This window comes from Microbacterium sp. 70-16, assembly GCF_001898315.1.
GTDB lineage: Bacteria > Actinomycetota > Actinomycetes > Actinomycetales > Microbacteriaceae > Microbacterium.
The window spans coordinates 303,350-325,240 of sequence record NZ_MKTQ01000014.1; the positions used below are offsets into that span (position 1 = coordinate 303,350).

The 21,891-nt window shown below is 69.9% G+C and carries 19 protein-coding genes; all 19 read right to left on the reverse strand.

The window, feature by feature from the left end:
* Positions 1–10: 10 nt before the first annotated feature.
* Positions 11–1,201 (reverse strand): methionine adenosyltransferase, encoded by a 1,191-nt coding sequence (metK, locus tag BGO46_RS06435; protein ID WP_292676972.1) that lies wholly within the window; start codon positions 1,199–1,201, stop codon positions 11–13.
* A 120-nt stretch (positions 1,202–1,321) separates the two neighbouring features.
* Complete coding sequence (gene rpoZ / locus BGO46_RS06440) at positions 1,322–1,576, reverse strand: DNA-directed RNA polymerase subunit omega (RefSeq protein WP_292677192.1); 255 nt, start codon at positions 1,574–1,576, stop codon at positions 1,322–1,324.
* Positions 1,577–1,799: 223 nt separating this feature from the next.
* Positions 1,800–2,696: a guanylate kinase gene (gmk, locus tag BGO46_RS06445; RefSeq protein ID WP_292676970.1), complete on the reverse strand. Its 897-nt coding sequence runs from the start codon at positions 2,694–2,696 to the stop codon at positions 1,800–1,802.
* Positions 2,689–3,528, reverse strand: a complete 840-nt coding sequence (gene pyrF / locus BGO46_RS06450) for an orotidine-5'-phosphate decarboxylase (protein ID WP_292676968.1) — start codon at positions 3,526–3,528, stop codon at positions 2,689–2,691. Before pyrF ends, gmk begins: the two co-directional genes overlap by 8 nt.
* Positions 3,525–6,821, reverse strand: coding sequence for a carbamoyl-phosphate synthase large subunit (gene carB, locus BGO46_RS06455; protein WP_292897302.1), 3,297 nt, complete (start codon positions 6,819–6,821; stop codon positions 3,525–3,527). The genes pyrF and carB overlap by 4 nt, the downstream gene beginning before the upstream one ends.
* A complete protein-coding gene (carA, locus tag BGO46_RS06460) occupies positions 6,821–7,999 on the reverse strand; it encodes a glutamine-hydrolyzing carbamoyl-phosphate synthase small subunit (protein WP_292676966.1) in 1,179 nt (392 codons plus the stop codon). Before carA ends, carB begins: the two co-directional genes overlap by 1 nt.
* The gene (locus BGO46_RS06465; protein WP_292676964.1) at positions 7,996–8,556 is read right to left on the reverse strand and encodes a hypothetical protein; all 561 of its coding nucleotides are present in this window, start codon (positions 8,554–8,556) and stop codon (positions 7,996–7,998) included. Before BGO46_RS06465 ends, carA begins: the two co-directional genes overlap by 4 nt.
* On the reverse strand, positions 8,553–9,866 hold the full coding sequence (locus tag BGO46_RS06470; protein ID WP_292676962.1) for a dihydroorotase: 1,314 nt from the start codon (positions 9,864–9,866) through the stop codon (positions 8,553–8,555). The genes BGO46_RS06465 and BGO46_RS06470 overlap by 4 nt, the downstream gene beginning before the upstream one ends.
* Positions 9,863–10,834, reverse strand: coding sequence for an aspartate carbamoyltransferase catalytic subunit (locus BGO46_RS06475; protein WP_292676960.1), 972 nt, complete (start codon positions 10,832–10,834; stop codon positions 9,863–9,865). Before BGO46_RS06475 ends, BGO46_RS06470 begins: the two co-directional genes overlap by 4 nt.
* Positions 10,831–11,373 carry a bifunctional pyr operon transcriptional regulator/uracil phosphoribosyltransferase PyrR gene (gene pyrR / locus BGO46_RS06480; RefSeq protein ID WP_292676958.1) on the reverse strand — a complete coding sequence of 181 codons (543 nt, stop codon included), beginning with the start codon at positions 11,371–11,373 and terminating at the stop codon, positions 10,831–10,833. Before pyrR ends, BGO46_RS06475 begins: the two co-directional genes overlap by 4 nt.
* 95 nt (positions 11,374–11,468) lie before the next feature.
* Entirely contained in the window at positions 11,469–13,040 is a 1,572-nt protein-coding gene (locus BGO46_RS06485; RefSeq protein ID WP_292676956.1) for a Rieske 2Fe-2S domain-containing protein, read from the reverse strand.
* An 82-nt stretch (positions 13,041–13,122) separates the two neighbouring features.
* Positions 13,123–16,455 (reverse strand): DEAD/DEAH box helicase, encoded by a 3,333-nt coding sequence (locus BGO46_RS06490; protein ID WP_292676954.1) that lies wholly within the window; start codon positions 16,453–16,455, stop codon positions 13,123–13,125.
* 55 nt (positions 16,456–16,510) lie between these two features.
* Positions 16,511–16,921: a transcription antitermination factor NusB gene (gene nusB / locus BGO46_RS06495; protein ID WP_292676952.1), complete on the reverse strand. Its 411-nt coding sequence runs from the start codon at positions 16,919–16,921 to the stop codon at positions 16,511–16,513.
* A gap of 18 nt (positions 16,922–16,939) precedes the next feature.
* Positions 16,940–17,500: an elongation factor P gene (gene efp / locus BGO46_RS06500; RefSeq protein ID WP_292676950.1), complete on the reverse strand. Its 561-nt coding sequence runs from the start codon at positions 17,498–17,500 to the stop codon at positions 16,940–16,942.
* Positions 17,501–17,590: 90 nt separating this feature from the next.
* The gene (locus BGO46_RS06505) at positions 17,591–18,046 is read right to left on the reverse strand and encodes a type II 3-dehydroquinate dehydratase (RefSeq protein ID WP_292676948.1); all 456 of its coding nucleotides are present in this window, start codon (positions 18,044–18,046) and stop codon (positions 17,591–17,593) included.
* A complete protein-coding gene (locus BGO46_RS06510) occupies positions 18,043–18,735 on the reverse strand; it encodes a helix-turn-helix transcriptional regulator (protein WP_292676946.1) in 693 nt (230 codons plus the stop codon). The genes BGO46_RS06505 and BGO46_RS06510 overlap by 4 nt, the downstream gene beginning before the upstream one ends.
* Before the next feature lie 311 nt (positions 18,736–19,046).
* The gene (gene aroB, locus BGO46_RS06515; protein WP_292676944.1) at positions 19,047–20,132 is read right to left on the reverse strand and encodes a 3-dehydroquinate synthase; all 1,086 of its coding nucleotides are present in this window, start codon (positions 20,130–20,132) and stop codon (positions 19,047–19,049) included.
* A complete protein-coding gene (locus BGO46_RS06520; RefSeq protein ID WP_292676942.1) occupies positions 20,129–20,680 on the reverse strand; it encodes a shikimate kinase in 552 nt (183 codons plus the stop codon). Before BGO46_RS06520 ends, aroB begins: the two co-directional genes overlap by 4 nt.
* Complete coding sequence (aroC, locus tag BGO46_RS06525) at positions 20,677–21,888, reverse strand: chorismate synthase (protein WP_292676940.1); 1,212 nt, start codon at positions 21,886–21,888, stop codon at positions 20,677–20,679. Before aroC ends, BGO46_RS06520 begins: the two co-directional genes overlap by 4 nt.
* Positions 21,889–21,891: the final 3 nt, after the last annotated feature.

The following is a 21,891-nucleotide window of genomic DNA, read 5'->3' on the forward strand; positions in this document are numbered from 1 at the left end:
GCGAGCGGTGTCAGAGGCCGGCGGCGGCGCGGAGCGCGTCGACGCGGTCGGTGCGCTCCCACGTGAATTCGGGCAGCTCGCGACCGAAGTGGCCGTACGCGGCCGTCTGCGCGTAGATCGGGCGCAGCAGATCGAGCTCGTCGATGATCGCCTTCGGGCGCAGATCGAACACGTCACGGATCGTCTGTGTGATGACCTCGTCGGCGACGTGGCCCGTGCCGAATGTCTCGACGTACAGGCCCACGGGCTGCGCCTTGCCGATCGCGTACGCGACCTGCACCTCGAGGCGATCGGCGAGGCCCGCGGCGACCGCGTTCTTGGCGACCCAGCGCATCGCGTATGCGGCCGAGCGGTCGACCTTGGAGGGGTCTTTGCCGCTGAACGCACCGCCGCCGTGCCGGGATGCCCCGCCGTACGTGTCGATGATGATCTTGCGGCCGGTGAGCCCGGCGTCGCCCTTCGGCCCGCCCGTCACGAACGGTCCGGCCGGGTTGATGACGTAGCGGACGTCCGACACATCGAGCCCCGTAGTCTCGAGAATGGGGTCGATGACCTCGGCCCGCACCGCGGCGCGCAGCGCCGGAAGCGAGATATCGGGGTTGTGCTGCGTCGACAGGACCACTGTGTCGACGGTGCGCGGCACGGCGCCGTCGTACCCCAGCGTGACCTGGGTCTTGCCGTCGGGGCGCAGGAAGCCGAGCGCGCCCGAGCGCCGGGCATCCGTCAGGCGTTCGGCGAGGCGATGCGCCGTCCAGATCGCCATCGGCATCAGCTGCGGCGTCTCGGTCGTCGCGTAGCCGAACATGATGCCCTGGTCGCCGGCGCCGAGCGCGTCGACGGGGTCTTCCGACCCGCCTTCGCGGTGCTCGATCGCCGTGTCGACGCCGGCGGCGATGTCACCGGACTGCTCACCGATCGACACCGTGACGCCGCACGAGTCGCCGTCGAAGCCCGTCTCGCTCGAGGTGTAGCCGATTCCGTTGACGACGCGACGCACGATGCCGGGGATGTCGACGTAGCCGTCGGTGCGGACCTCGCCGGCGACATGGACGAGCCCGGTCGTGACGAGCGTCTCGACCGCGACGCGGCTGTTCGGGTCTTCAGCGATGAGCGCGTCGAGGATCGAGTCGGAGATCTGGTCACAGATCTTGTCGGGATGCCCCTCGGTGACGGACTCAGAGGTAAACAGACGCAGACTCATCGGACGCTCCTGAAGGTTCGGTGGTGACGCAGACAATCATGCCCGCCCTGTCCGACATCGGCGGAAGGGGCGGGCATGAGGATGCCACGGAGCGTCACACGGCTCCGTGGCATCCGAAGATCACTCGGCGTGACGCAGGCGCAGCTTGTCCTCGTGGATCTCGTGCAGCGCGATCGTCAGCGGCTTGTCCTCGACGCTTGAGTCGACGAGCGGGCCGACGTTGTCGAAGAGGTTGCCCTCGTGCAGGTCGGAGTAGTAGTCGTTGATCTGGCGCGCGCGCTTGGACGCGTAGATGACGAGCTGGTACTTCGAGTCGACCTTCTCGAGCAGTGCGTCGATGGGCGGGTCGATGATGCCCTTGTCGCGGTTTACCATGCGGACCTCCTGGGTCTGGCGGTGGGGAAAGTCGGATGCCGGCGCCTCGAGCAGCGAGGATGCCATGGCATCCGACCATTCTATCAGCGCGCGAGCCCCTCCTCCCACGACGCAACTGCAAGGTCCGGGGCGCGACACGCCGGGCATCCGCCCGCCTCCACGGCGCGTCTCGGGCGAAGCCTTGCAGTTCGGTTCCGCGAGCGGGCGGCGCGGCGCGGCGCCGTCAGCGGGCGAGCGCGGCGACCTCGCCCGCGGCGCGGGCGACCTCGTCGTTGACGACGCGGTAGTCGAACTCGCCCTGCGAGGCAAGCTCGCCCTTGGCGGTCTTGAGGCGGCGCGCACGCTCTTCGGCATCCTCCGTGCCGCGCCCCACGAGGCGCTGCACGAGCTCATCCCAGCTCGGCGGCAGCAGGAACACGAGCGTCGCGTCGGGCGCTGCGGCGCGCACCTGACGAGCGCCCTGCAGGTCGATCTCGAGCAGGACCGTCCGTCCTTCGGCGAGAGCCTTCTCGATCGGCGCCTTCGGCGTGCCGTAGCGGTAGCGGTTGTGCACCGTCGCATACTCGAGCAGCTCGCCGTCGGCGACGAGCCGGTCGAACTCGGCGTCGTCGACGAAGTAGTAGTGCTCACCGTGGACTTCACCCGGTCGCGGGCTGCGCGTCGTGGCAGACACCGACAGCAGGATGTCGGGGTGGTGGTCGCGGATGTGCGCCGCGACGGTGCCCTTGCCGACCGCAGTCGGCCCCGCCAGCACCACGAGCCGGCTGCGCCCCGCGCGCGCGACAGGCTGCGGGAAGCGGGTGTCGAGCCACTGCGCGAGGGCCGTGCGCTGGCGCGCGCCCAGCCCGCCGAGACGCTTGACCGGCGAGATCTCGAGGTCGGCGAGGATGCGGTCACGCTTGCCTTCGCCGATCGCGGGCAGCGCGGTCAGGAACTCCGTGATCCGCATCGCCCCGGCCGGAGACTCGGGGTTATCGAGCGCGCGCTGCAGCAGCTGCTGCGGCGTGATGACGCGCATCGCGACATCGTGCTTGAGCGCGGCACGCTCGCGTCGCGCGGCGACGGCGCGACGGGAGGCTGCGGCGCGGTCGACCTCGGGTGGGCGTCGCGAATCAGGCATTTCCCTCACTACGGTACAGGTTCGCGCGTTCCTCGATCCGCGCGGCGAGGCTGCCGGGACCGGCAGACAGGATGCTGCGGCTCTCGCTCACGATGACAGTCGGCGCCGCCCCTCCGAACCGGGCGAGGTCTTCCGCGGCAGCGCCCTGGAATCCGAAGCCGGGGCCGAGGATCGGCGCGGGCGGCACGGGGGCGATCAGCCCCGCCTCCGTCCAATCGACGGTCGCGCCGATGACGAACCCGAGCGCCGCCCAGTGGCCGGAGGGAGTGTGCTGCGCGTTGCGCGCCGACACCTCGGCGATGACGCCCGCCGACACCGTGTCGCCGCTGATGAGCCGAGCGCGCTGCGCGGTGAAGGCATCCGCATTGCTCGTCGCGGCCAGGACGAAGACGCCCTTGCCGTGCGCCTCGGCCAGATCGAAGGTGTGGTCAAGCGTGCCCACACCGAGGAACGGGTTCGCCGTCAGCGCGTCTGCCTCGAGCGGCGAGCCCGGAGTGAGCCACGCGTCGCCGTAGGCATCCATCGTCGTGCCGATGTCGCCGCGCTTGGCGTCGGCGATCACCAGCAGGCCGGCCGACCGTGCGGCGGTGAGGACCTCTTCGAGGGCGGCGAACCCGGCACTCCCCCAGCGCTCGAAGAACGAGACCTGCGGCTTGACGATGCCGACGCGGCCGGCGGCGGCATCCACCGTGCGCAGGCCGAACTCGCGTGCACCTGCAGCGGATGCCGGCAGGCCCCACTCCTCGAGCAGGTGCGCGTGCGGGTCGATGCCGACGCAGAGGCGACCGCGGTCGGCGAAGACGGTGCGCAGGCGTTCGCCGAAACCGGTCACGCGTTCGCCAGCCGCTCTGCGCGGTCCTTCGCGTATTCCTGCAGGCTGCGCACGGCGAAGCCCTCGCGCAGCACCGGCAGCGCCGACACAGCCGCGCCCAGCACGGCCATCGTCGTGAACAGCGCCTTGTCGGCGGCGACGGCCGCGGCGCGGATCTCGTAGCCATCGGCGCGCGCGATGCCGCCCGACGGCGTGTTCACGACGATGTCGATCTCGCCGGCGTTGATGAGGTCGACGACGTTGCGCTCGCCCGATTCCTGCGTGTCGGAGTACTTGTGCACGACGTCGACGCGGATGCCGTTGCGCGCGAGGATCTCGGCGGTGCCCTCGGTCGCCAGCAGGCGGAAGCCGAGCTCCTGCAGCCGGTGGGCGGGCAGGATCACGGCGCGCTTGTCGTCGTCGGAGACCGAGAGGAACACGGTGCCCGACGTCGGCATGCCGCCGTACGCGGCCGACTGGCTCTTGGCGAACGCCGTCGGGAAGTCGCGGTCGATGCCCATGACCTCGCCCGTCGAACGCATCTCGGGGCCGAGCACCGAGTCGACCGTGTGGCCGTCGGCGGTGCGGAACCGCTTGAACGGCAGCACGGCCTCCTTGACGGCGACCGGGGCGTCCAGCGGCACGCGGGAGCCGTCCTGCGCGGGCAGCATGCCCTCGGCCTTGAGCTGCGCGATCGTGGCGCCCGCCATGATGCGCGACGCGGCCTTCGCGAGCGGGATGCCCAGCGCCTTCGACACGAACGGCACGGTGCGCGATGCGCGCGGGTTCGCCTCGATGACGTAGAGCACGCCCGCCGAGACGGCGAACTGGACGTTTAGCAGACCCCGCACGCCGACCCCCTCCGCGATCGCGAGGGTCGCTGCGCGCACGCGGTCGATCTCGGTGCGGCCGAGCGAGATGGGCGGCAGGGTGCACGACGAGTCGCCGGAGTGGATGCCGGCCTCTTCGAGGTGCTCCATGACCCCGCCGATGTACAGCTCGTCGCCGTCGTAGAGCGCGTCGACGTCGAGCTCGATCGCGTCATCGAGGAAGCGGTCGACCAGCAGCGGCTTGCCCGGCTCGATGACGACCTCACCGGCCGTGCGGACGAAGTAGTCGCGCAGGCTCTCGGTGTCGTAGACGATCTCCATACCGCGGCCACCGAGCACGAAGCTCGGGCGCACGAGCACGGGGTAGCCGATCTCCTCGGCGATCGCGACGGCGCCGGCCTCGTCGATGGCCGTGTCGTGGCGCGGTGCGACAAGGCCCGCGCGGTCGAGCAGCTGCGAGAACAGCTCGCGCTCCTCGGCGATGTCGATCGCGGCGGGCGAGGTGCCGAGGATCGTGTACCCGGCCTCCTCGATGCCCTTCGCGAGGCCCAGCGGCGTCTGGCCGCCGAGCTGGCAGACGACGCCGTGGATCTCACCCGACGCGCTCTCTGCGTGCAGCACCTCAAGCACGTCCTCGAGCGTCAACGGCTCGAAGTACAGGCGATCCGACGTGTCGTAGTCGGTCGAGACCGTCTCGGGGTTGCAGTTGACCATGATGGTCTCGTACCCGGCATCCGACAGTGCGAACGACGCGTGCACGCACGAGTAGTCGAACTCGACGCCCTGGCCGATGCGGTTCGGGCCCGAACCGATGATGACGACCTTCTTGCGGTCGGAGGGGGTCACCTCGGTCTCGTAGTCGTAGCTCGAGTAGTGGTACGGCGTCAGCGCGGGGAACTCGCCCGCGCACGTGTCGACCGTCTTGAACACGGGGCGGATGCCCTGGGCCCAGCGGACGCCGCGGACCTCGGCCTCGCTGATGCCGCGCAGCTGCGCGAGCTGCGCATCGCTGAAGCCGTGCTCCTTCGCGAGGCGCAGCGTCGCGGCATCCAGTTCGGGAGCCGTGCGCACGAACTCGGCGACCTCGTTGATGAGGGCCATCTGGTCGAGGAACCACGGGTCGATCTTCGTCGCCTCGAAGGCCTGCTCGACCGTCGCGCCCTTGCGCATCGCCTGCTGCAGCACGACGATGCGGCCGTCGGTCGGCACCTTCGCGATCTCGAGCAGCTCGTCGACCGTGCGGTCCTCGGAGCCCCAGTGGAAGCTCGACCCGCGCTTCTCGAGCGAGCGCAGCGCCTTCTGCAGCGCCGTCGTGTAGTTGCGGCCGATGGCCATCGCCTCGCCGACCGACTTCATGGTGGTCGTGAGGGTGACGTCGGCGTTCGGGAACTTCTCGAAGTTGAACCGCGGCACCTTGACGACGACGTAGTCGAGCGTCGGCTCGAAGCTTGCGGGCGTCGCCTGCGTGATGTCGTTGGGCACCTCGTCGAGGCGGTAGCCGATCGCGAGCTTCGCGGCGAGCTTCGCGATCGGGAAGCCCGTAGCCTTGCTTGCGAGAGCCGACGAGCGCGAGACGCGCGGGTTCATCTCGATGACGATGATGCGCCCGGTCGCCGGGTCGACGGCGAATTGGATGTTGCAGCCGCCCGTGTCGACGCCGACGGCACGGATGATGTCGATGCCGATGTCGCGGAGCTTCTGGTACTCGCGGTCGGTGAGCGTCAGCGCGGGGGCGACGGTGATCGAGTCGCCGGTGTGCACCCCGACGGGGTCGACGTTCTCGATCGAGCAGACGACGACCGTGTTGTCGGACGTGTCGCGCATGAGCTCGAGCTCGTACTCCTTCCAGCCGAGGATCGACTCCTCCAGGAGCACCTCGGTCGTCGGCGAGTCGCGCAGGCCCGCGCCGCCGATCCGGCGGAGGTCCTCTTCGTCGTACGCGAAGCCCGAGCCGAGGCCGCCCATCGTGAACGAGGGCCGCACGACGAGCGGGTAGCCGAGCTCGGCGGCACCGGCGAGCAGGTCGTCCATCGTGTGCGCGATGACGCTGCGGGCGACGTCTGCACCGGCATCCAGCACGAGCTGCTTGAAGATCTGGCGGTCCTCGCCCTTGCGGATGGCATCGACCTTCGCGCCGATCAGTTCGACGCCGTACTTTTCGAGGATCCCCTGCTCGTGGAGTGCCATCGCGGCGTTGAGGGCCGTCTGGCCACCGAGCGTCGGCAGGATCGCGTCCGGCTTCTCCTTGGCGATGATCGTCTCGATGACGGCGGGCGTGATCGGCTCGACGTAGGTCGCGTCCGCGAAGTCGGGGTCGGTCATGATCGTGGCCGGGTTGGAGTTGACGAGGATGACGCGCACGCCCTCCTCGCGGAGCACGCGGCAGGCCTGCGTGCCCGAGTAGTCGAACTCGCACGCCTGACCGATGACGATCGGCCCGGAGCCGATGACGAGGACGCTCTTGATGTCGTCGCGCTTGGGCATTACTTGTCACCCTTCCGGTGATCGAGTGCGCGCGAAGCGCGTGTATCGAGATCAGCGGCGACGAGGTCGCGGAACCGATCGAACAGGTAGTTGGCGTCGTGCGGGCCGGCGGCCGCCTCGGGGTGGTACTGGACGCTGAACGCGGGGATGTCGAGGGCGCGCAGGCCCTCCACGACGTTGTCGTTGAGGCCGATGTGGCTCACCTCGACGCGGCCGTAGCCGTTCGGCGACTCGGTCGCGCCTTCGAGGGGCGCGTCGACGGCGAACCCGTGGTTGTGTGCCGTGATCTCGACGCGGCCGGTCTGCTTGTCGAGCACCGGCTGGTTGATGCCGCGGTGGCCGAACGGCAGCTTGTACGTGCCGAACCCGAGCGCGCGGCCGAGCAGCTGGTTGCCGAAGCAGATGCCGAAGAACGGCAGCTTCTGGTCGAGCACGGCCCGCAGCAGCGCGACGTGATCGCCGGATGCCGCCGGGTCGCCCGGGCCGTTCGAGTAGAACACCGCGACCGGGTCGATCGCGAGGATGTCATCGATCGTGACGTCCTGCGGCAGCACGTGCACCTCGAAGCCGCGCGCGGCGAGGTTGTCGATCGTTGCCTGCTTGACGCCGAGGTCGAGGACGGCGAGGTTGCCGATCCGCTCTGTCGTCGCGCGGGTGATCTGAGCCTGCGTGATCGAGACCTCCGCCGACAGGTTCTGGCCGGCCATCTGCGGGGCCTCGCGGACGATGCGCAGCTGCTCCTCGGCATCCAGGGCCGCGGCCTCACCCGAGAAGACGCCGCCGCGCATCGAGCCCGCCGAGCGCAGCACGCGCGTGATCGCCCGCGTGTCGATGCCGGAGATGCCGACGATGCCGTCGCGCACGAGGGCGTCGTCGAGCGACTCCTCGGCGCGCCAGTTCGAGACGACGCGCGAGGGGTCGCGCACGATGTAGCCGGCGACCCAGATGCGGCGCGACTCGGGGTCTTCGCTATTCATTCCTGTGTTGCCGATGTGCGGCGCCGTCTGCAACACGATCTGGCCGGCGTAGGACGGGTCGGTCAGCGTTTCCTGGTATCCGGTCATGCCGGTCGCGAAGACGACTTCGCCGAGCGTCGTGCCACGAGCGCCGTAGGCGCGCCCGGGGTGGCGGGAGCCGTCTTCGAGCACGAGGACGGCGGGGTCGGTGTGGAAAGTCATGCGTCGTGTCCCGTCATGGAAGCGGTGGGTTCGATGGGGGCGGATGCCGTGGCATCCGTCGCCGGCAGGATCGCGGCGATCGCGTCGGCGAGGGCGCGCGCCGAGCCGTCCTGCGGGCGGAGGTACGAGTCGACGGCCACGTCGGCGCCGTCGCGCCCCGTGGTGCGCCAAGAGAGGCGTACGAGGCCGCCCACCTCGACGACGCGGTCGATCGCGACGCGCGCGAGGTCGACGCCGTCGAGACGGGAGGCGGCGAGGAACAGGCGTGGCTGGCCCGTGAGGTCGAGCGCGACACCGGCATCCGTCACCGTCACATCGACGCGCGAGCGGAACGCGATGCCCGTGATCGCGAGGCGCTCGAGCGGCTGGTCACGGGGTGTCGTTGCGACGTAGAAGCCCGCGGTCACGCTCGCGACCGTGGCGCCTGCAGGGATCTCGGCGACGGGGGCGGCAAGGCCCGCGTCGCGTCGCGTGCGGCGCATCCACGCCACGACGCCGAGCGCTAGCAGCACGACCGCGAGCGCGACCATGAGGATGAGGGCGAGCTCGCGCGTCATGCGAGCTCCCCCGCGGCGAGCTCGACGAGCGCGCCGTCGGCGACCGTCGCGACGCCCCGGAAGAGCGTCCAGCGGATCTCGCCCGGCAGCTCGCGACCCAGGTACGGCGAGTTGACGCTGCGACCGCGCAGGTCCTCGCGCGCGAACGTGCGGCGCGGAGCCGGGTCGTGCAGCGTGAGCGACGCGATCTCGCCCGCGGCCAGCGGCGTACCGGCGTCCCCGCGGCGGCCGATGCGGGCGGGTGCCGTCGACATGACGCGCGCGACGTCGTTCCACGTGAGCATGCCGGTGTCGACGACCGCCTGCTGGACGACCCGCAGCGCCGACTCGAGCCCCACCATGCCGTTGGCGGCGGCGGGCCATTCGCACGACTTCGCCTCGTCGGGGTGCGGCGCGTGGTCGGTCGCCACGATGTCGATCGTGCCGTCGGCGAGGCCCTCGCGCACGGCCTGCACGTCTTCGTCGCGGCGCAGCGGCGGGTTGACCTTGAAGCGCGCGTCGTAGCCGCGCACGAGCTCTTCGGTCAGCAGCAGGTGGTGCGGCGTGACCTCGGCCGTGACGTTGACACCGCGCTTCTTGGCCCAGCGGATGATGTCGACCGAGCCGGCGGTCGAGAGGTGGCACACGTGCAGGCGCGAGCCGACGTGCTCGGCGAGCAGCACGTCGCGGGCGATGATCGACTCCTCCGCGACGGCCGGCCAGCCGGCGAGGCCCAGCTCGGCCGAGACGGTGCCCTCGTTCATCTGGGCGCCCTCGGTCAGACGCGGGTCTTGCGCGTGCTGGGCCACGACGCCGTCGAAGGCCTTCACGTACTCGAGCGCGCGGCGCATGATGAGCGGGTCGAAGACGCAGAAGCCGTCGTCACTGAAGACGCGCACACGCGCCCGCGACGACGCCATCGCGCCGAGCTCGGCGAGTCGCTCGCCCTTCTGCCCCACGGTGACGGCGCCGATCGGCTGCACGTTCACGTAGCCGGCGGCCTCGCCGAGGGCGAGTTCCTGCTCCACGACGCCGGCGGTGTCGGCGACGGGCGAGGTGTTCGGCATCGCGAAGACGGTCGTGTAGCCGCCCGACGCTGCCGCGCGCGAACCTGTGAGGATCGTCTCGGATGCCTCGTAGCCGGGCTCGCGCAGGTGCGTGTGCAGGTCGACGAGGCCGGGCAGGGCGATGAGCCCGTCGGCGTCGATGACGGTCGCGCCGGCGCGGCTGAGGCCCGTGCCGACCTCGGCGATGCGGCCGTCCGTGACGACCAGGTCTGCCGCGTCTGCGCCGTTCAGCTTCGCTCCGCGGATGAGGTAGGTCTCGCTCATCGTGTCGCCTCCTGTGTCGCGTGGGTGTTCCGCTCCCCCGCCAGCAGCAGGTACAGCGCCGCCATCCGCACCGACACGCCGTTGGCGACCTGCTCGAGCACGGTCGACTGCGGTGAATCGGCGGCATCGGCGGAGATCTCCAGGCCCCGGTTCATGGGACCGGGGTGCATGACGATGCTACCTTCCGGCAGCGCGCGCAGGCGTGCCGCGTCGAGCCCCCAGCAGCGGGAATACTCCCGCTCAGTGGGGAAATACGCGGCGTTCATGCGCTCGAGCTGGATCCGCAGCATCATGATCGCGTCGGGTCCCGCCGCGATCGCCTCATCGAGGTCATAGACGATGCGCACGGGCCACGCCGAGACGTCCTGCGGGATGAGGGTAGGAGGTGCGACGAGGGTCACCTCGGCGCCGAGCGTCGTCAGCAGCCACACGTTTGAGCGCGCGACGCGCGAGTGCAGCACGTCGCCGACGATCGTGACGCGGATGCCGGCCAGGTCGCGCCCGCGGCTGTCGTCGCCGAAGCGGCGCTTGCGGATCGTGAAGGCATCCAGCAGCGCCTGTGTGGGGTGCTCGTGCGTGCCGTCGCCCGCGTTGACGACGCCGGCCGAGATCCAGCCGCTCGTGGCGAGCGTCTGTGGCGCGCCGGAGGCGCCGTGGCGGATCACTACGGCATCCGCCCCCATCGCCTGCAGGGTCTGCGCCGTGTCTTGCAGCGACTCGCCCTTGCTGACCGACGACCCCTTCGCCGAGAAGTTGATGACGTCGGCGGAGAGGCGCTTCGCGGCCGCCTCGAACGAGATGCGGGTGCGCGTGGAGTCTTCGAAGAAGAGGTTGACGACGGTCTTGCCGCGCAGCGTCGGGAGCTTCTTGACCTCGCGCGACTGGGTGTCGCGCATGTCTTCGGCGACGTCGAGGATGCGCAGGGCGTCTTCGCGGGCGAGGGTCTTGGTGTCGAGCAGGTGCCTCATGATGCGATCGTCACCTCTTCGATGCCGTCGGTCTCGGCGAGGTGCACGTTGACCCGCTCGCTGCGTGCGGAAGGCAGGTTCTTGCCGACGAAGTCGGGGCGGATGGGCAGCTCGCGGTGGCCGCGGTCGACGAGGATCGCGAGCCGCACGGCGGCGGGGCGCCCGATGTCGTTCAGCGCATCGAGCGCGGCGCGGATCGACCGACCCGAGAAGAGGACGTCATCGACGAGCACGACGGTCTTGCCGTCGATGCCGCCGTCGGGGATCGCCGTCGGGCGTGGCGTACGCGTCGGATTGCGGTGCAAGTCGTCGCGGTACATCGTGACGTCGAGGGCGCCCACCGGTACGGCCTGGCCCGAGATGTCGGCGAGCAGGCCGCCGACGCGTTCGGCGAGCGTCACGCCGCGCGTTGGGATGCCGAGGACTACGAGGCCGTCGGGGCCCTTGTTGGACTCGAGGATCTCGTGGGAGATCCGAGTCAATGCCCGGGCGATATCGGCCGAGTGCATGACGGTCCGCGTGGACTCATTCTCACTCATCTGCCGCTCCCTTCTCCGCCTCACAGGACGGTGTTAAAGGTTGCTGTGGTTGTGAACCACCCTACCGCGTTTCGTCTCGTCGCGGCGCTCGTCGCTCAACGACCGGACGAGGATGCCGACGCGGTCTCTATGATGCGCGAGGCGCGAATGGGATGCCCGGGCGTTGTGATGCACTGGCCGGAGGCGAGGTCCCACTTCCAGTCGTGCAGCGCGCACGTGAGCACGCCGTCCTCGATCTTGCCGGTCTTGGTCAGGTCGGCGCGCAGGTGCGGGCACCGGCGCTGCAGCGTCCACTCACCGATCTCGGCATCCTCGGTCTGGTCGGTCTGCTCGGCGTACCAGTTCTCGACGTACTCGATGCGGTCGCGCGAGAGGCACTTCAGGAACGTCGTCAGGAACTCGTTGAACTTGCCCGAGCGGCCCACTTCGAACTGCATCGACAGGAAGATCGAGTTCGACCAGTCGATCTCGTGGTCGGCGATGTTGGTCGAGACGAGGTCGGCGGGGATCGTGTACCAGTAGATGCACTCCTCGCCCGCGTACTCGCGCACCTTCGCCTTCGGGAAGTCGACAACCATGTCGAGCTCACCGATGCGGAACCGCACGTTCCCGCCGACGCCGTTGCGGATCGTGCGGGCGCGGCGCAGCAGCGGCTCCCACCACTCCTTGATCGCGGCGAGCATCTCTTCGGGCGGCAGCACCGGCGCACGCCGGGTCTCCTCGGCCTGCACCTCGGCCTGGCGGTTGTCGCGCTGCGACGCGAGATAGTCCCACTTCTCGTCGAAGATGTGGTCGATCTCGCCCTGCGTGTAGAGCGTCTGCGTCACGGTGACCTGATCGTGGTCGAGGTCGACCTGCGTGCCCGGGACGAACTCGTAGCCGCGCTGGGTGGGACGCTGCTCGCGCATGTGAGCCAGGAACTGGCGCTGGTCGGTGAAGATCGAGTCGTTCTCGAGGCCCAGCCCGTTGAAGCGGAACAGCTCCTCGCGCAGGAACATCGGCGGACCCGCCATGGGGAACACGTGCGCGGCATCCACCTTCTCGATGTAGTACATCGCGCGCTTGTTCTGCGCGTCACGCTTGAGCTGTGCGAAGTTCTGCTTGGCATCTTGCGGCAGGTCGTAGACCATCGGCCACCAGATCGCGCCGGACACCTGCGTGAAGTAGGCGTCGGGCTTGCTGAAGCTCAGCAGCTTGTCGAGGTCGAGCGGGTGCGAGTCGTTCTGGTTCAGGATCGATGCCGTGCCGTCGTCGACCGACAGCGACGAGTCGCCGATCGGGCCGTCGCTCGGCGCCCGCAGCGGCGTGACCATGATCTTCAGGCCGTTCTCGTACTCGAGCGTCTCACCGGGCTGTGTGTAGATGAGGTTCTCGTAGCCGAGGGCGCGGAGGTCGGTCTCGAGGTCGTCGGTCGGGTAGGCCGGAAGCAGGACGCGGATGTCCTTGGGGACGTAACGCTCGAGCAGGGCCGGGTCGAAGTGGTCGCGGTGCCGGTGCGAGATGTAGAGGAAGTCGGCGCGCCCGAAGCGCTGCCAGTCCAGACCCCGGTTGTCAGGGAACGGGAACCACGAGCCGAAGAAGCTCGGCCCGATCACCGGGTCGCACAGGATGCTGCCGCCCGTCGTCTCGATGAACATGCCGGCGTGACCGAGACCTGTGATGCGCATGGATGACCCTCCTGGAACAAGCGACGACGAGTCTACGCGGGCCGGGCCACGCCACCCTGGCGACCGGCCGGGAACGCCGTCGCTACGTCTCGAGAAGCCCCCGGATGTCGTCGGCCGTCAGGCTGCGGGCGAGCAGGTCATCGTCACCCATCACCGACGCGAACAGGCGCGCCTTGCGCTGCTGCAGCGCGAGGACCTTCTGCTCGATCGTCCCGGCGGCGATGAGGCGATACACGTTGACCGGGCGCGTCTGCCCGATGCGGTGGGTCCGGTCGATCGCCTGCGCTTCGGCGGCCGGGTTCCACCACGGGTCGAGCAGGAACACGTAGTCGGCCTCGGTGAGCGTGAGCCCGAAGCCACCGGCCTTGAGACTGATCAGGAACACCGGCGCGGTGCCGGTGCGGAACGCCGTGACCACGTCGGCGCGGCGCCGCGTCGATCCATCGAGGTACTCGTAGGCGACGCCGTGCGCTTCGAGATCTGCCCGCACGAGGTCGAGGTATGACGTGAACTGGCTGAAGACGAGGGCACGGTGGCCTTCCGCCACCAGTTCCCCGAGCAGTTCACGCAGCGTGTCGAGCTTGGACGAGCGGATGCCCGGGCCTTCGACCGGCTCCGCGTCGACGAGCGCGGGCGCGAGCGCGAGCCGACGCAGCAACGTGAGCGAGCGGAACACGATGAACCGATTGCGATCGAGGTCATCGAGCAGACCCAGCACCTTCTGGCGCTCACGCTGCAGCACCGTGTCGTAGAAGGCGCGGTGCGCGGGCGACAGTTCGACGTGCAGTTCCTGCTCCTGCCGATCGGGCAACTCGGGTGCCACCAGTTCTTTCGTGCGGCGTAACAGGAAGGGATGCAGACGTGCGCGCAGCCGCGCGAGGCGCCGCTCGCGGTATGGCGCGCCCTCTTCGTTCTCAGGTACCTTGCCCTGCTCGATCGGTTTGACGTACTGGTCGCGGAACCGGCGCGCCGACGGAAACAGCCCGGGGCAAGCGAGCGAGAGGATCGCCCACAGCTCGGTGAGCGTGTTCTCCAGGGGCGTGCCGGTGACGGCGAGCACCATGTCACTGCGCAGGCCCGCGACCGCCTGATGCAGGCGTGTGCGCGGGTTCTTGACGAACTGGGCTTCGTCGAGCACGACGATCGCCCAGTCCACCGCGGTGAAGGTATCCTCATCGAGCCGCAGCAGCGTGTACGAGGTGACGACGACATCGGCATCCGCCAGCGCCACGTCACGCGTTCGGGTCGTCTTCTCCTGCACCGTCACCTGCAGATCGGGCGCGAAGCGGGCCGCCTCATCCCGCCACGTCGCGAGGACCGACGTGGGCGCGACGACGAGGAACGGTCGCTTCTCGCCGCCCTCGCGCGCATGGGTCAGCAGCGCCAGCACCTGCAGCGTCTTGCCGAGGCCCATGTCGTCGGCGAGGATGCCTCCGAGCCGGTGCCGCCACCACAGCGCGAGCCGGTCGAGCCCCTCCCGCTGGTAAGGACGTAGCTGCGCGTGCAACCCCGCGGGCACCGGCGTCGGCGCGGGCGTGCCGGCACTGCGCAGGGCCTGCGCGGCAGCACGCCAGGCGACGGACGGCTGGGCTTCATCGGCGAGGTCTTCGAAGTCTTCCCACCACGGCATCTGATAGCGGCTGATGCGCGGGCCGGCATCCCACTCAGCCAGCTCCCCCGCTTCGGCGATGAGGTCGCGCAGACGGTCGAGTGCGGGGTGGGCGAGCGAGAAGTAGCCGCCGTCGCTGAGCAGCAGCTTCTTCTGCCGCGTCGCGAGCGCCGTGAACAGCGGGCGGAACGGGATGCTGCGTCCGCCGATCTCCACGATCACACCGAGGTCGAACCAGTCGGCGTCGTCGCTCTCCATGGTCTTCACCGTGATGCGGGGGTCGCCGCTGAGTTCGCGATACGCACGCCGCTTACCGCGCGTCTCGACGCGGATGCCCTCGACGGCTTCCAGCGCCGGCAGAACGTGCGCCACGAACTCCGCCGCCTCGAGGCCGATGAGCGTGCGCGCCGGCGCGAACGCGAACTCGGGCGCGAACCGCCACGCCTCAGCGACGGCGGCGCGCAGTTCGCGCTCGACCCCATCGCCCTCGACGTGTTCGTCCCACGCCGCGCGCCCGTGGCCGTCCCGCACCCACTCGAGGCGGTAGTCGACGACATCCCCGGCGCGGAAGGCGACCGTCAGCGCGAGCGATGTCGGGTCGGGCTCGGGCATCGTGATGCTCGGCGGCACGCGGACGACGGTGTCGCGGCGCAGCCGCGGGTACGCCTCGAGGGCGAACGCCTCGGCATCCTCCGCCGGAACGATCACGGGACGATCCGCCGTCAGCAGCGCATGGATGCCGTCGCTCAGCGTCGCCGGCGCGAGCGTGACGCGCAGGCCCGCGCCATCGGCCGCGACGGCGTACACGCCACTCCGCCCGATCGGCCGGACGTTCGCCGTGTCGACCGCCGCGTCGTCGATCTCGACCTCCGGGACGAGCCGCCAGGCGCCCTCCGCCCCGTCGTCCACGCGGATCGCGACGTCGGCCTCGCCCGCGAGGGTGACGGCCTGCTTCTTTGCGGCGGGCACCAGCGGGATGCCGCGTTCGGCGGCACCCCGCAACAGCGGCCACAGCAGCGTCGAGGTCACGGTGTCGAGGGTGAGCCACTCCGAGGCATCCCGCGCCGACCCGAACAGCCGCGCGTCGTGCGCGATGCCGTACAGCTCGATGAACCACGCACGCTGATCGGCGCGGTGTCTGCTCGCATCACGCCGCAGGAAGTCCCACGACACCTCTGAGCGGATCCAGTTGCCCGTCCCGATGCTGCGCGTCATCGGCCGCACGCCGAGCGTGAAGTCCGCACCCGGCTGGGCGAGGTCGGCGGCGATCGCGGTGCGGACGCGGCGCGGCCCCCAGTGCGTGACGGCGGCGGGCTCGCGCAGTCGCAGCTCGAATCCGAGCGCCAGCGTGCCGGTCGCCGCCCCGGCACTTGAGCCGAGCAGCACGTCGCGCCAGCCAGGCGGAGCGGGTGGCGGTGACGGAGGCGCGGGCCGCGCCCAGGACGGGAGGTCGGGGCCTGCCGGCGCGCCCAGCGATTCGGCGCTGCCGAACGCCGGCGCGACGACCTCCGAACCTGCGCCGGCATTGCTGCGCAAGAGCGTCGCGACGGCGTGTTTGCAGCCTTCGCCGACGGGGCACGAGCAGCGCGTCGACGAGATCCGCACGGCATCCGCCGTCTGCAGCCGGATGGTGGCCCGGTACAGCTGTCGCGCGGAGCCCGCAACGAGACCGGTCAGCGTGCGCGTGGGCTCATCCCACGAGACGCGGCGCACCGCACCGTCGCGGGCGTACTCCACCCCTCGTTCGTACGAGTACCCGACGGCCATCGCGCGGATGGCGGCGTAGGGGACGAGGGGCGCGGTCACGGCATCTATCCTGCCCGGCAGCGGCGACATGACCCGCGCCGCGGGCCGTGTCTGCTCAGGACGAGCGGTCGACGCGAGCCAGCACGCCGTGCACGAACGAGCCGGAGTCGTCGGTCGAGAACTCCTTCGCGAGCTCCACGGCTTCGTCGATCGCGACGGCCGTCGGCACCTCGTCGTTGAAGACGATCTCCCACACGCCGATCCGCAGGATCGCGCGATCCACCGCCGGCATCCGCTCGAGCTTCCAGTCGCGCGCGTGCGTGACGATCTGCTCGTCGATCGCGTCACGGTTGTCGATGACGCCGTCGACGATCTCGCGCGCGTACAGCCACGAGGCCTCACGCGCCGGTTCGCTCGCGGCCCGCTTCGCCTCGGCGGCGAGCGTCACCGCGAGCTCGTCACCGCGGACGTCGGACTGGAAGAGGATGTCGAGGGCGCGCTTGCGCGCCTTGGAGCGAGCGCTCATCTGGTCAGGCGCCCGAGGTCAGTTGACGCGGCCGAGGTAGTCACCCGTGCGGGTGTCGACCTTGACCTTCGTGCCCGTCTCGAGGAACAGCGGCACCTGGATCTCGTAGCCGGTCTCGACGGTGGCGGGCTTCGTGCCGGCCGACGAGCGGTCGCCCTGCAGGCCCGGCTCGGTGTACGTGATCTCGAGGACGACCGATGCCGGTAGCTCGATGTACAGCGGGTTGCCGTTGTTCAGCGCGATCTGCACCTGCTGGTTCTCGAGCAGGAAGTTCGCCGCGTCACCGACGGTCGCCGCACCGACGGTGAGCTGGTCGTAGTCGTCGACGTCCATGAAGACGAAGCTGTCGCCGTCGTTGTAGAGGTAGGTGAAGTCGCGGCGGTCGACGTTCTCGATCTCGATCTTCGCTCCGGCGTTGTAGGTGCGGTCGACGGTCTTGCCGCTGACGACGTTCTTGAGCTTGGTGCGCACGAACGCGCCGCCCTTGCCCGGCTTGACGTGCTGGAACTCGATGACGCTCCAGAGCTGCCCGTCGATCGACAGGACGACGCCGTTCTTGATGTCTGCGGTGGATGCCATGAGTGTGGAGTTCCGTTCTTGAGGTTCGTGGGGGCGACAGCTGAGCACGTCGAAGCAGGCCCGACGTACGATTCTACGGGATAGCCGGGTTCAGCCCTCCGCACCACCCGTGATGGCGTCGATCAGCAGTGCCGTCGCCCGGGCGTAACCTGCGACACCCTCGCCGATGACGTGCACAGCGGCGACGTCGTGGACGTAGGAATGGTGACGGAACTCCTCGCGCGCGTACACGTCGGAGATGTGCACCTCCGCAACCGGCAGGGCGACCCCCGAGAGCGCGTCGCGCAGCACGACGGAGGTGTGGGTGAGGCCGCCGGGATTGATCACGATACCGTCGCACGTCGTGCGTGCGGCGTGGATCGCGTCGAGCAGTACGCCCTCGTGGTTGGACTGCACCGCCGTCACGGCGAAGCCGCGCGCCGCCGCGGCATCCGTCACAATCTTCTCGACATCGGCGAGCGTGTCGTGCCCGTAGACGTCGGGTTCGCGGATGCCGAGCAGGTTGAGGTTCGGTCCGTTGACGAGCAGGAGGCGGCGGGTGGTCACGCCTGCACGCTACCAGCCTGTTCACGCGTGCTCGTCGGCGCCGCGCGCGTCGTCCTTCCGGCCGATCGCTCGCCGCTGCCCGACCTTCGATCGCTGCTGCCGGGGCGTCGCAGGGCAGGTTGCTGCCGCGCAAGGCTCACGCTCAGCTGTTCGGCTCGCGAGTCGATCCCCGCCTGGCGACGAAGTCGGTCACGTTCGCTGCGCTTGTGATGCCACGCGGCCCCGGGGGCGACCGGATCACAGTCGTGCAGGAGCATCTGCATCGTCGGCCGCTCTGGTTCGGCATGAACGTCCAGATGTGCCGGTCGACGGCGACCGCCGAGGTCACGGAACACGTCACGGGGCATCGGCTCAGCCGTGCCCGCGTTCGCGTCGACGACCACGAGCCGCAGGCCAGCAACTGCAAGCAGCCGCTCGAAGGAACGAACGCTGACGTCACCGCCGCTCTCGATTCGGCTGATGACGGCCTGCGGGGTGCCCACACGCTCGGCAAGGTCCCGTTGACTCAGATCGGCCAGCCTTCGCACGCGCCGCACATACCCGGACACATCGAGCCCTGCGGACTCAGCCGCGTCGTCGGTCCGCGCGGCGTCGGTCCGCGCGGCGTCGGTCCGCGCGGCGTCCGTCCGCGTCGTGTCGGCGGCCAGCGTCGTGTCGGCGGTCCGCGTTGGGTTTTCGGTGTGCTCCATGCAGAGATGATCCAGCACCCCACCGACATCGGAGCCTGAACGCCGCCCGGCCGTCGTCACGTCGGCACACTCCCGAACTGATCCGCTCAGAGGATCAGATGGGGAGCACCGACTGCGCACGTTCCCGAACTGATCCGCTCAGAGGATCAGTTCGGGAGCATGCGCGGCATAGGTGTGGGCGCGCGAGTGGCGTCGACGCAGGAGGAGCGTCGGCGCAGGAGCTGTGTCAGCGCGGGAACAGGCAGGCAATCGGATGGGGCGAAACAACCGGATGGGGCGAAACAACCGGATGCCTCGGACGAGACGATCTCCTACGATGCGGCGATCTCCTGGTAGGCGGCGAACAGCAGCGACTCGTCGGGAGCCTGCAGGACGGTCGGCTTGGCGATGTCGTCGAGCACGATGAAGCGCAGCATCGCGCCGCGGGTCTTCTTGTCGCGCTGCATCGTTGCAAGAAGCTGCTGGAAGGCGCCGGCACGATACGACGTGGGCAGACCCAGCAGCTCAAGGATGGTCCGGTGGCGCGTCGCCGCGGCATCCGACAGCCGCCCGGCAAGACGCGACAGCTCGGCCGCGAACATCATGCCGACCGAGACCGCGGCGCCGTGGCGCCACTGGTACCGCTCGGCGTGCTCGATCGCGTGGCCGAGCGTGTGGCCGTAGTTGAGCACCTCGCGCAGTCCTGCTTCGCGCAGGTCCTCGCCGACGACCTTCGCCTTCATCTCGATGGCCAGTTCGATGCAGCGGCGGAAGGCGGGGCTCGTCGGGTCGGTAGCTGCCTCGGGGTCGGCCTCGATGAGGTCGAGGATCTCGGGATACCAGATGAAGCCCGCCTTCACAACTTCGGCGAAGCCCGCGACGCGCTCGTTGCGGCTCAGTGAGTCAAGCAGCGCGAGGTCGCAGATGACGGCCGTCGGCGTCCAGAACGCGCCGACGAGGTTCTTGCCCTCGGCCGTGTTGATGCCGGTCTTCCCGCCGACCGCCGCATCGACCATGCCGAGCACGGTCGTCGGCACCTGCACGACGGCGACGCCGCGCAGCCACGTCGCCGCGACGAAACCGGCGAGGTCGGTGACGGCTCCCCCACCGAAGCCGACGACGGCGTCGGTGCGCGTGAAGTCGGCCTGGCCCATGACCTGCCAGCAGAACGCCGCGACCTCGACGCGCTTGCCCTGCTCGGCATCGGGCACCTCGGCCAGCAGCACCTGCAGGTCACCCGACGCCATCAGCGAATCGCGCAGCGCGGATGCCTGGGCCGCCAGCGTCGGCGGGTGCACGACGAGCACCTTGCGCGCCGCATCGGGCAGCGCATCGGCGACCAACGACAGGATGCCGCGGCCGATCGTGACCTCATACGGACGTTCACCTGCGACGGGGATGACGGTGTTCTCGCTCATTCGGGTGCTCCTGTCTCGTCTTCATCGGTGGGCTCGGCCGCATCGGCCTGCTGCTCACGCGCCCACTGCACGATCGCGTCAACGACCTCCTGCAACGGGCCACCAGACGTGTCGAAGGTGATGTCGGCGAGCTCTTCGTACACGGGCTTGCGCGCCGCGTAGATCTCGTGCCAGCGCGCGATCGGGTCCTCGTCCTGCAGCAGGGGGCGACGCGAGCCGCGGATGCGGGATTCGACATTCTCCGGCGCGACGGTCAGCAACACGACGCGGTGTGCGCCCAGCGCGGATCGCGTCTCGGGGTGCAGCACCGCACCGCCGCCCAACGAGACGACGCCACCACCGGCGAGCCCGGCGGCGACCGCTTGGCGCTCCAACTCACGGAAGTGCGCTTCGCCGTGCGTGTCGAAGAGGTCCTCGATGGTGCCGTGCTCACGCACGACGGCGGCGTCCGTGTCGGAGAACGGCACGCCGAGCGCCTTCGCGACGCGGCGTCCGATGCTCGTCTTGCCGGCCCCCATCGGACCAATGAGGACGATCGCGACCGTCATCCGAGCGCGAGGTCGCTGTCGGATGCCGTGTGCAGAGACTCCGGGATGGCAGCGAGGTAGCTCTCGAGGTTGCGCCGTGTCTCGGCGATCGCGTCGCCGCCGAACTTCTCCAGCACGGCTTCGGCGAGCACGAGCGCGACCATCGCCTCGGCGACGACACCGGCGGCAGGCACAGCGCACACGTCAGAACGCTGGTGGTGCGCCGTCGCGGCTTCACCCGTCGCGACGTCGATCGTGCGCAGTGAGTGCGGCACGGTCGCGATCGGCTTCATGCCGGCCCGTACCCGCAGCACGGTACCCGTCGACATGCCGCCCTCGGTGCCACCGGCCTTGTCGCTCGAGCGGGTGATGCCCTCGCCCGCGGCGAAGAGCTCGTCGTGCGCGGCGGAGCCGCGGCGGCGGGTCGTCTCGAAGCCGTCGCCGACCTCGACGCCCTTGATCGCCTGGATCGACATGAGCGCCTGCGCCAGCCGCCCGTCCAGGCGCCGGTCCCACTGCACGTGCGAGCCGAGCCCCGGCGGCAGTCCGTAGGCGAGCACCTCGACGATGCCGCCGAGGGTGTCGCCGTCGCGCTTCGCGGCATCCACTTCGGCCACCATCGCGGCCGAGGTCGCCGCGTCGAAACAGCGCAGCGGATCGGCGTCCAGTGCATCGACGTCGTCGGGCGTCGGCAGCGCGGAGCCCTCGGGCACCTGCACCGGACCGATCGACAGCGTGTGGCTGACGAGGCGGATGCCCAGTTCACCGAGGAACGAGCGCGCGATCGCGCCGAGCGCAACGCGGGCGGCGGTCTCGCGCGCGCTCGCGCGCTCGAGGATCGGCCGGGCCTCGTCGAACCCGTACTTCTGCATGCCCACGAGGTCGGCATGGCCGGGGCGCGGGCGGGTCAGCGCGGCGCCGCGGCCGCGCGACTTCTCGGTCAGCTCGACCGGTTCGGCGCTCATGACCTCGGTCCACTTCGGCCACTCGGTGTTGCCGACGCGCAGCGCGATCGGGCTGCCGATGCTGAAGCCGTGGCGGACTCCGGCCGAGAGGGTCAGTTCGTCTTCCTCGAACTTCATGCGCGAGCCGCGGCCGTAGCCGAGCTTGCGGCGCGCGAGATCCGCCTGGATCGCGGCGCGCGAAATCGGGACGCCGGACGGCAGGCCCTCCATGAAGGCGACGAGTTCGGGGCCGTGCGATTCGCCGGCCGTGAGCACGCGGAGCATTCG

What these genes read in the sequence shown, in the direction of transcription:
- metK (WP_292676972.1), bottom strand. Translation starts at nt 1,201, where the DNA reads ATGAGTCTGCGTCTGTTTACCTCTGAGTCCGTCACCGAGGGGCATCCC.
- rpoZ (WP_292677192.1), bottom strand. Translation starts at nt 1,576, where the DNA reads ATGGTAAACCGCGACAAGGGCATCATCGACCCGCCCATCGACGCACTG.
- gmk (WP_292676970.1), bottom strand. Translation starts at nt 2,696, where the DNA reads ATGCCTGATTCGCGACGCCCACCCGAGGTCGACCGCGCCGCAGCCTCC.
- carB (WP_292897302.1), bottom strand. Translation starts at nt 6,821, where the DNA reads ATGCCCAAGCGCGACGACATCAAGAGCGTCCTCGTCATCGGCTCCGGG.
- carA (WP_292676966.1), bottom strand. Translation starts at nt 7,999, where the DNA reads ATGACTTTCCACACCGACCCCGCCGTCCTCGTGCTCGAAGACGGCTCC.
- BGO46_RS06465 (WP_292676964.1), bottom strand. Translation starts at nt 8,556, where the DNA reads ATGACGCGCGAGCTCGCCCTCATCCTCATGGTCGCGCTCGCGGTCGTG.
- BGO46_RS06470 (WP_292676962.1), bottom strand. Translation starts at nt 9,866, where the DNA reads ATGAGCGAGACCTACCTCATCCGCGGAGCGAAGCTGAACGGCGCAGAC.
- BGO46_RS06475 (WP_292676960.1), bottom strand. Translation starts at nt 10,834, where the DNA reads ATGAGGCACCTGCTCGACACCAAGACCCTCGCCCGCGAAGACGCCCTG.
- pyrR (WP_292676958.1), bottom strand. Translation starts at nt 11,373, where the DNA reads ATGAGTGAGAATGAGTCCACGCGGACCGTCATGCACTCGGCCGATATC.
- BGO46_RS06485 (WP_292676956.1), bottom strand. Translation starts at nt 13,040, where the DNA reads ATGCGCATCACAGGTCTCGGTCACGCCGGCATGTTCATCGAGACGACG.
- nusB (WP_292676952.1), bottom strand. Translation starts at nt 16,921, where the DNA reads ATGAGCGCTCGCTCCAAGGCGCGCAAGCGCGCCCTCGACATCCTCTTC.
- efp (WP_292676950.1), bottom strand. Translation starts at nt 17,500, where the DNA reads ATGGCATCCACCGCAGACATCAAGAACGGCGTCGTCCTGTCGATCGAC.
- BGO46_RS06510 (WP_292676946.1), bottom strand. Translation starts at nt 18,735, where the DNA reads ATGGAGCACACCGAAAACCCAACGCGGACCGCCGACACGACGCTGGCC.
- aroB (WP_292676944.1), bottom strand. Translation starts at nt 20,132, where the DNA reads ATGAGCGAGAACACCGTCATCCCCGTCGCAGGTGAACGTCCGTATGAG.
- BGO46_RS06520 (WP_292676942.1), bottom strand. Translation starts at nt 20,680, where the DNA reads ATGACGGTCGCGATCGTCCTCATTGGTCCGATGGGGGCCGGCAAGACG.
- aroC (WP_292676940.1), bottom strand. Translation starts at nt 21,888, where the DNA reads ATGCTCCGCGTGCTCACGGCCGGCGAATCGCACGGCCCCGAACTCGTC.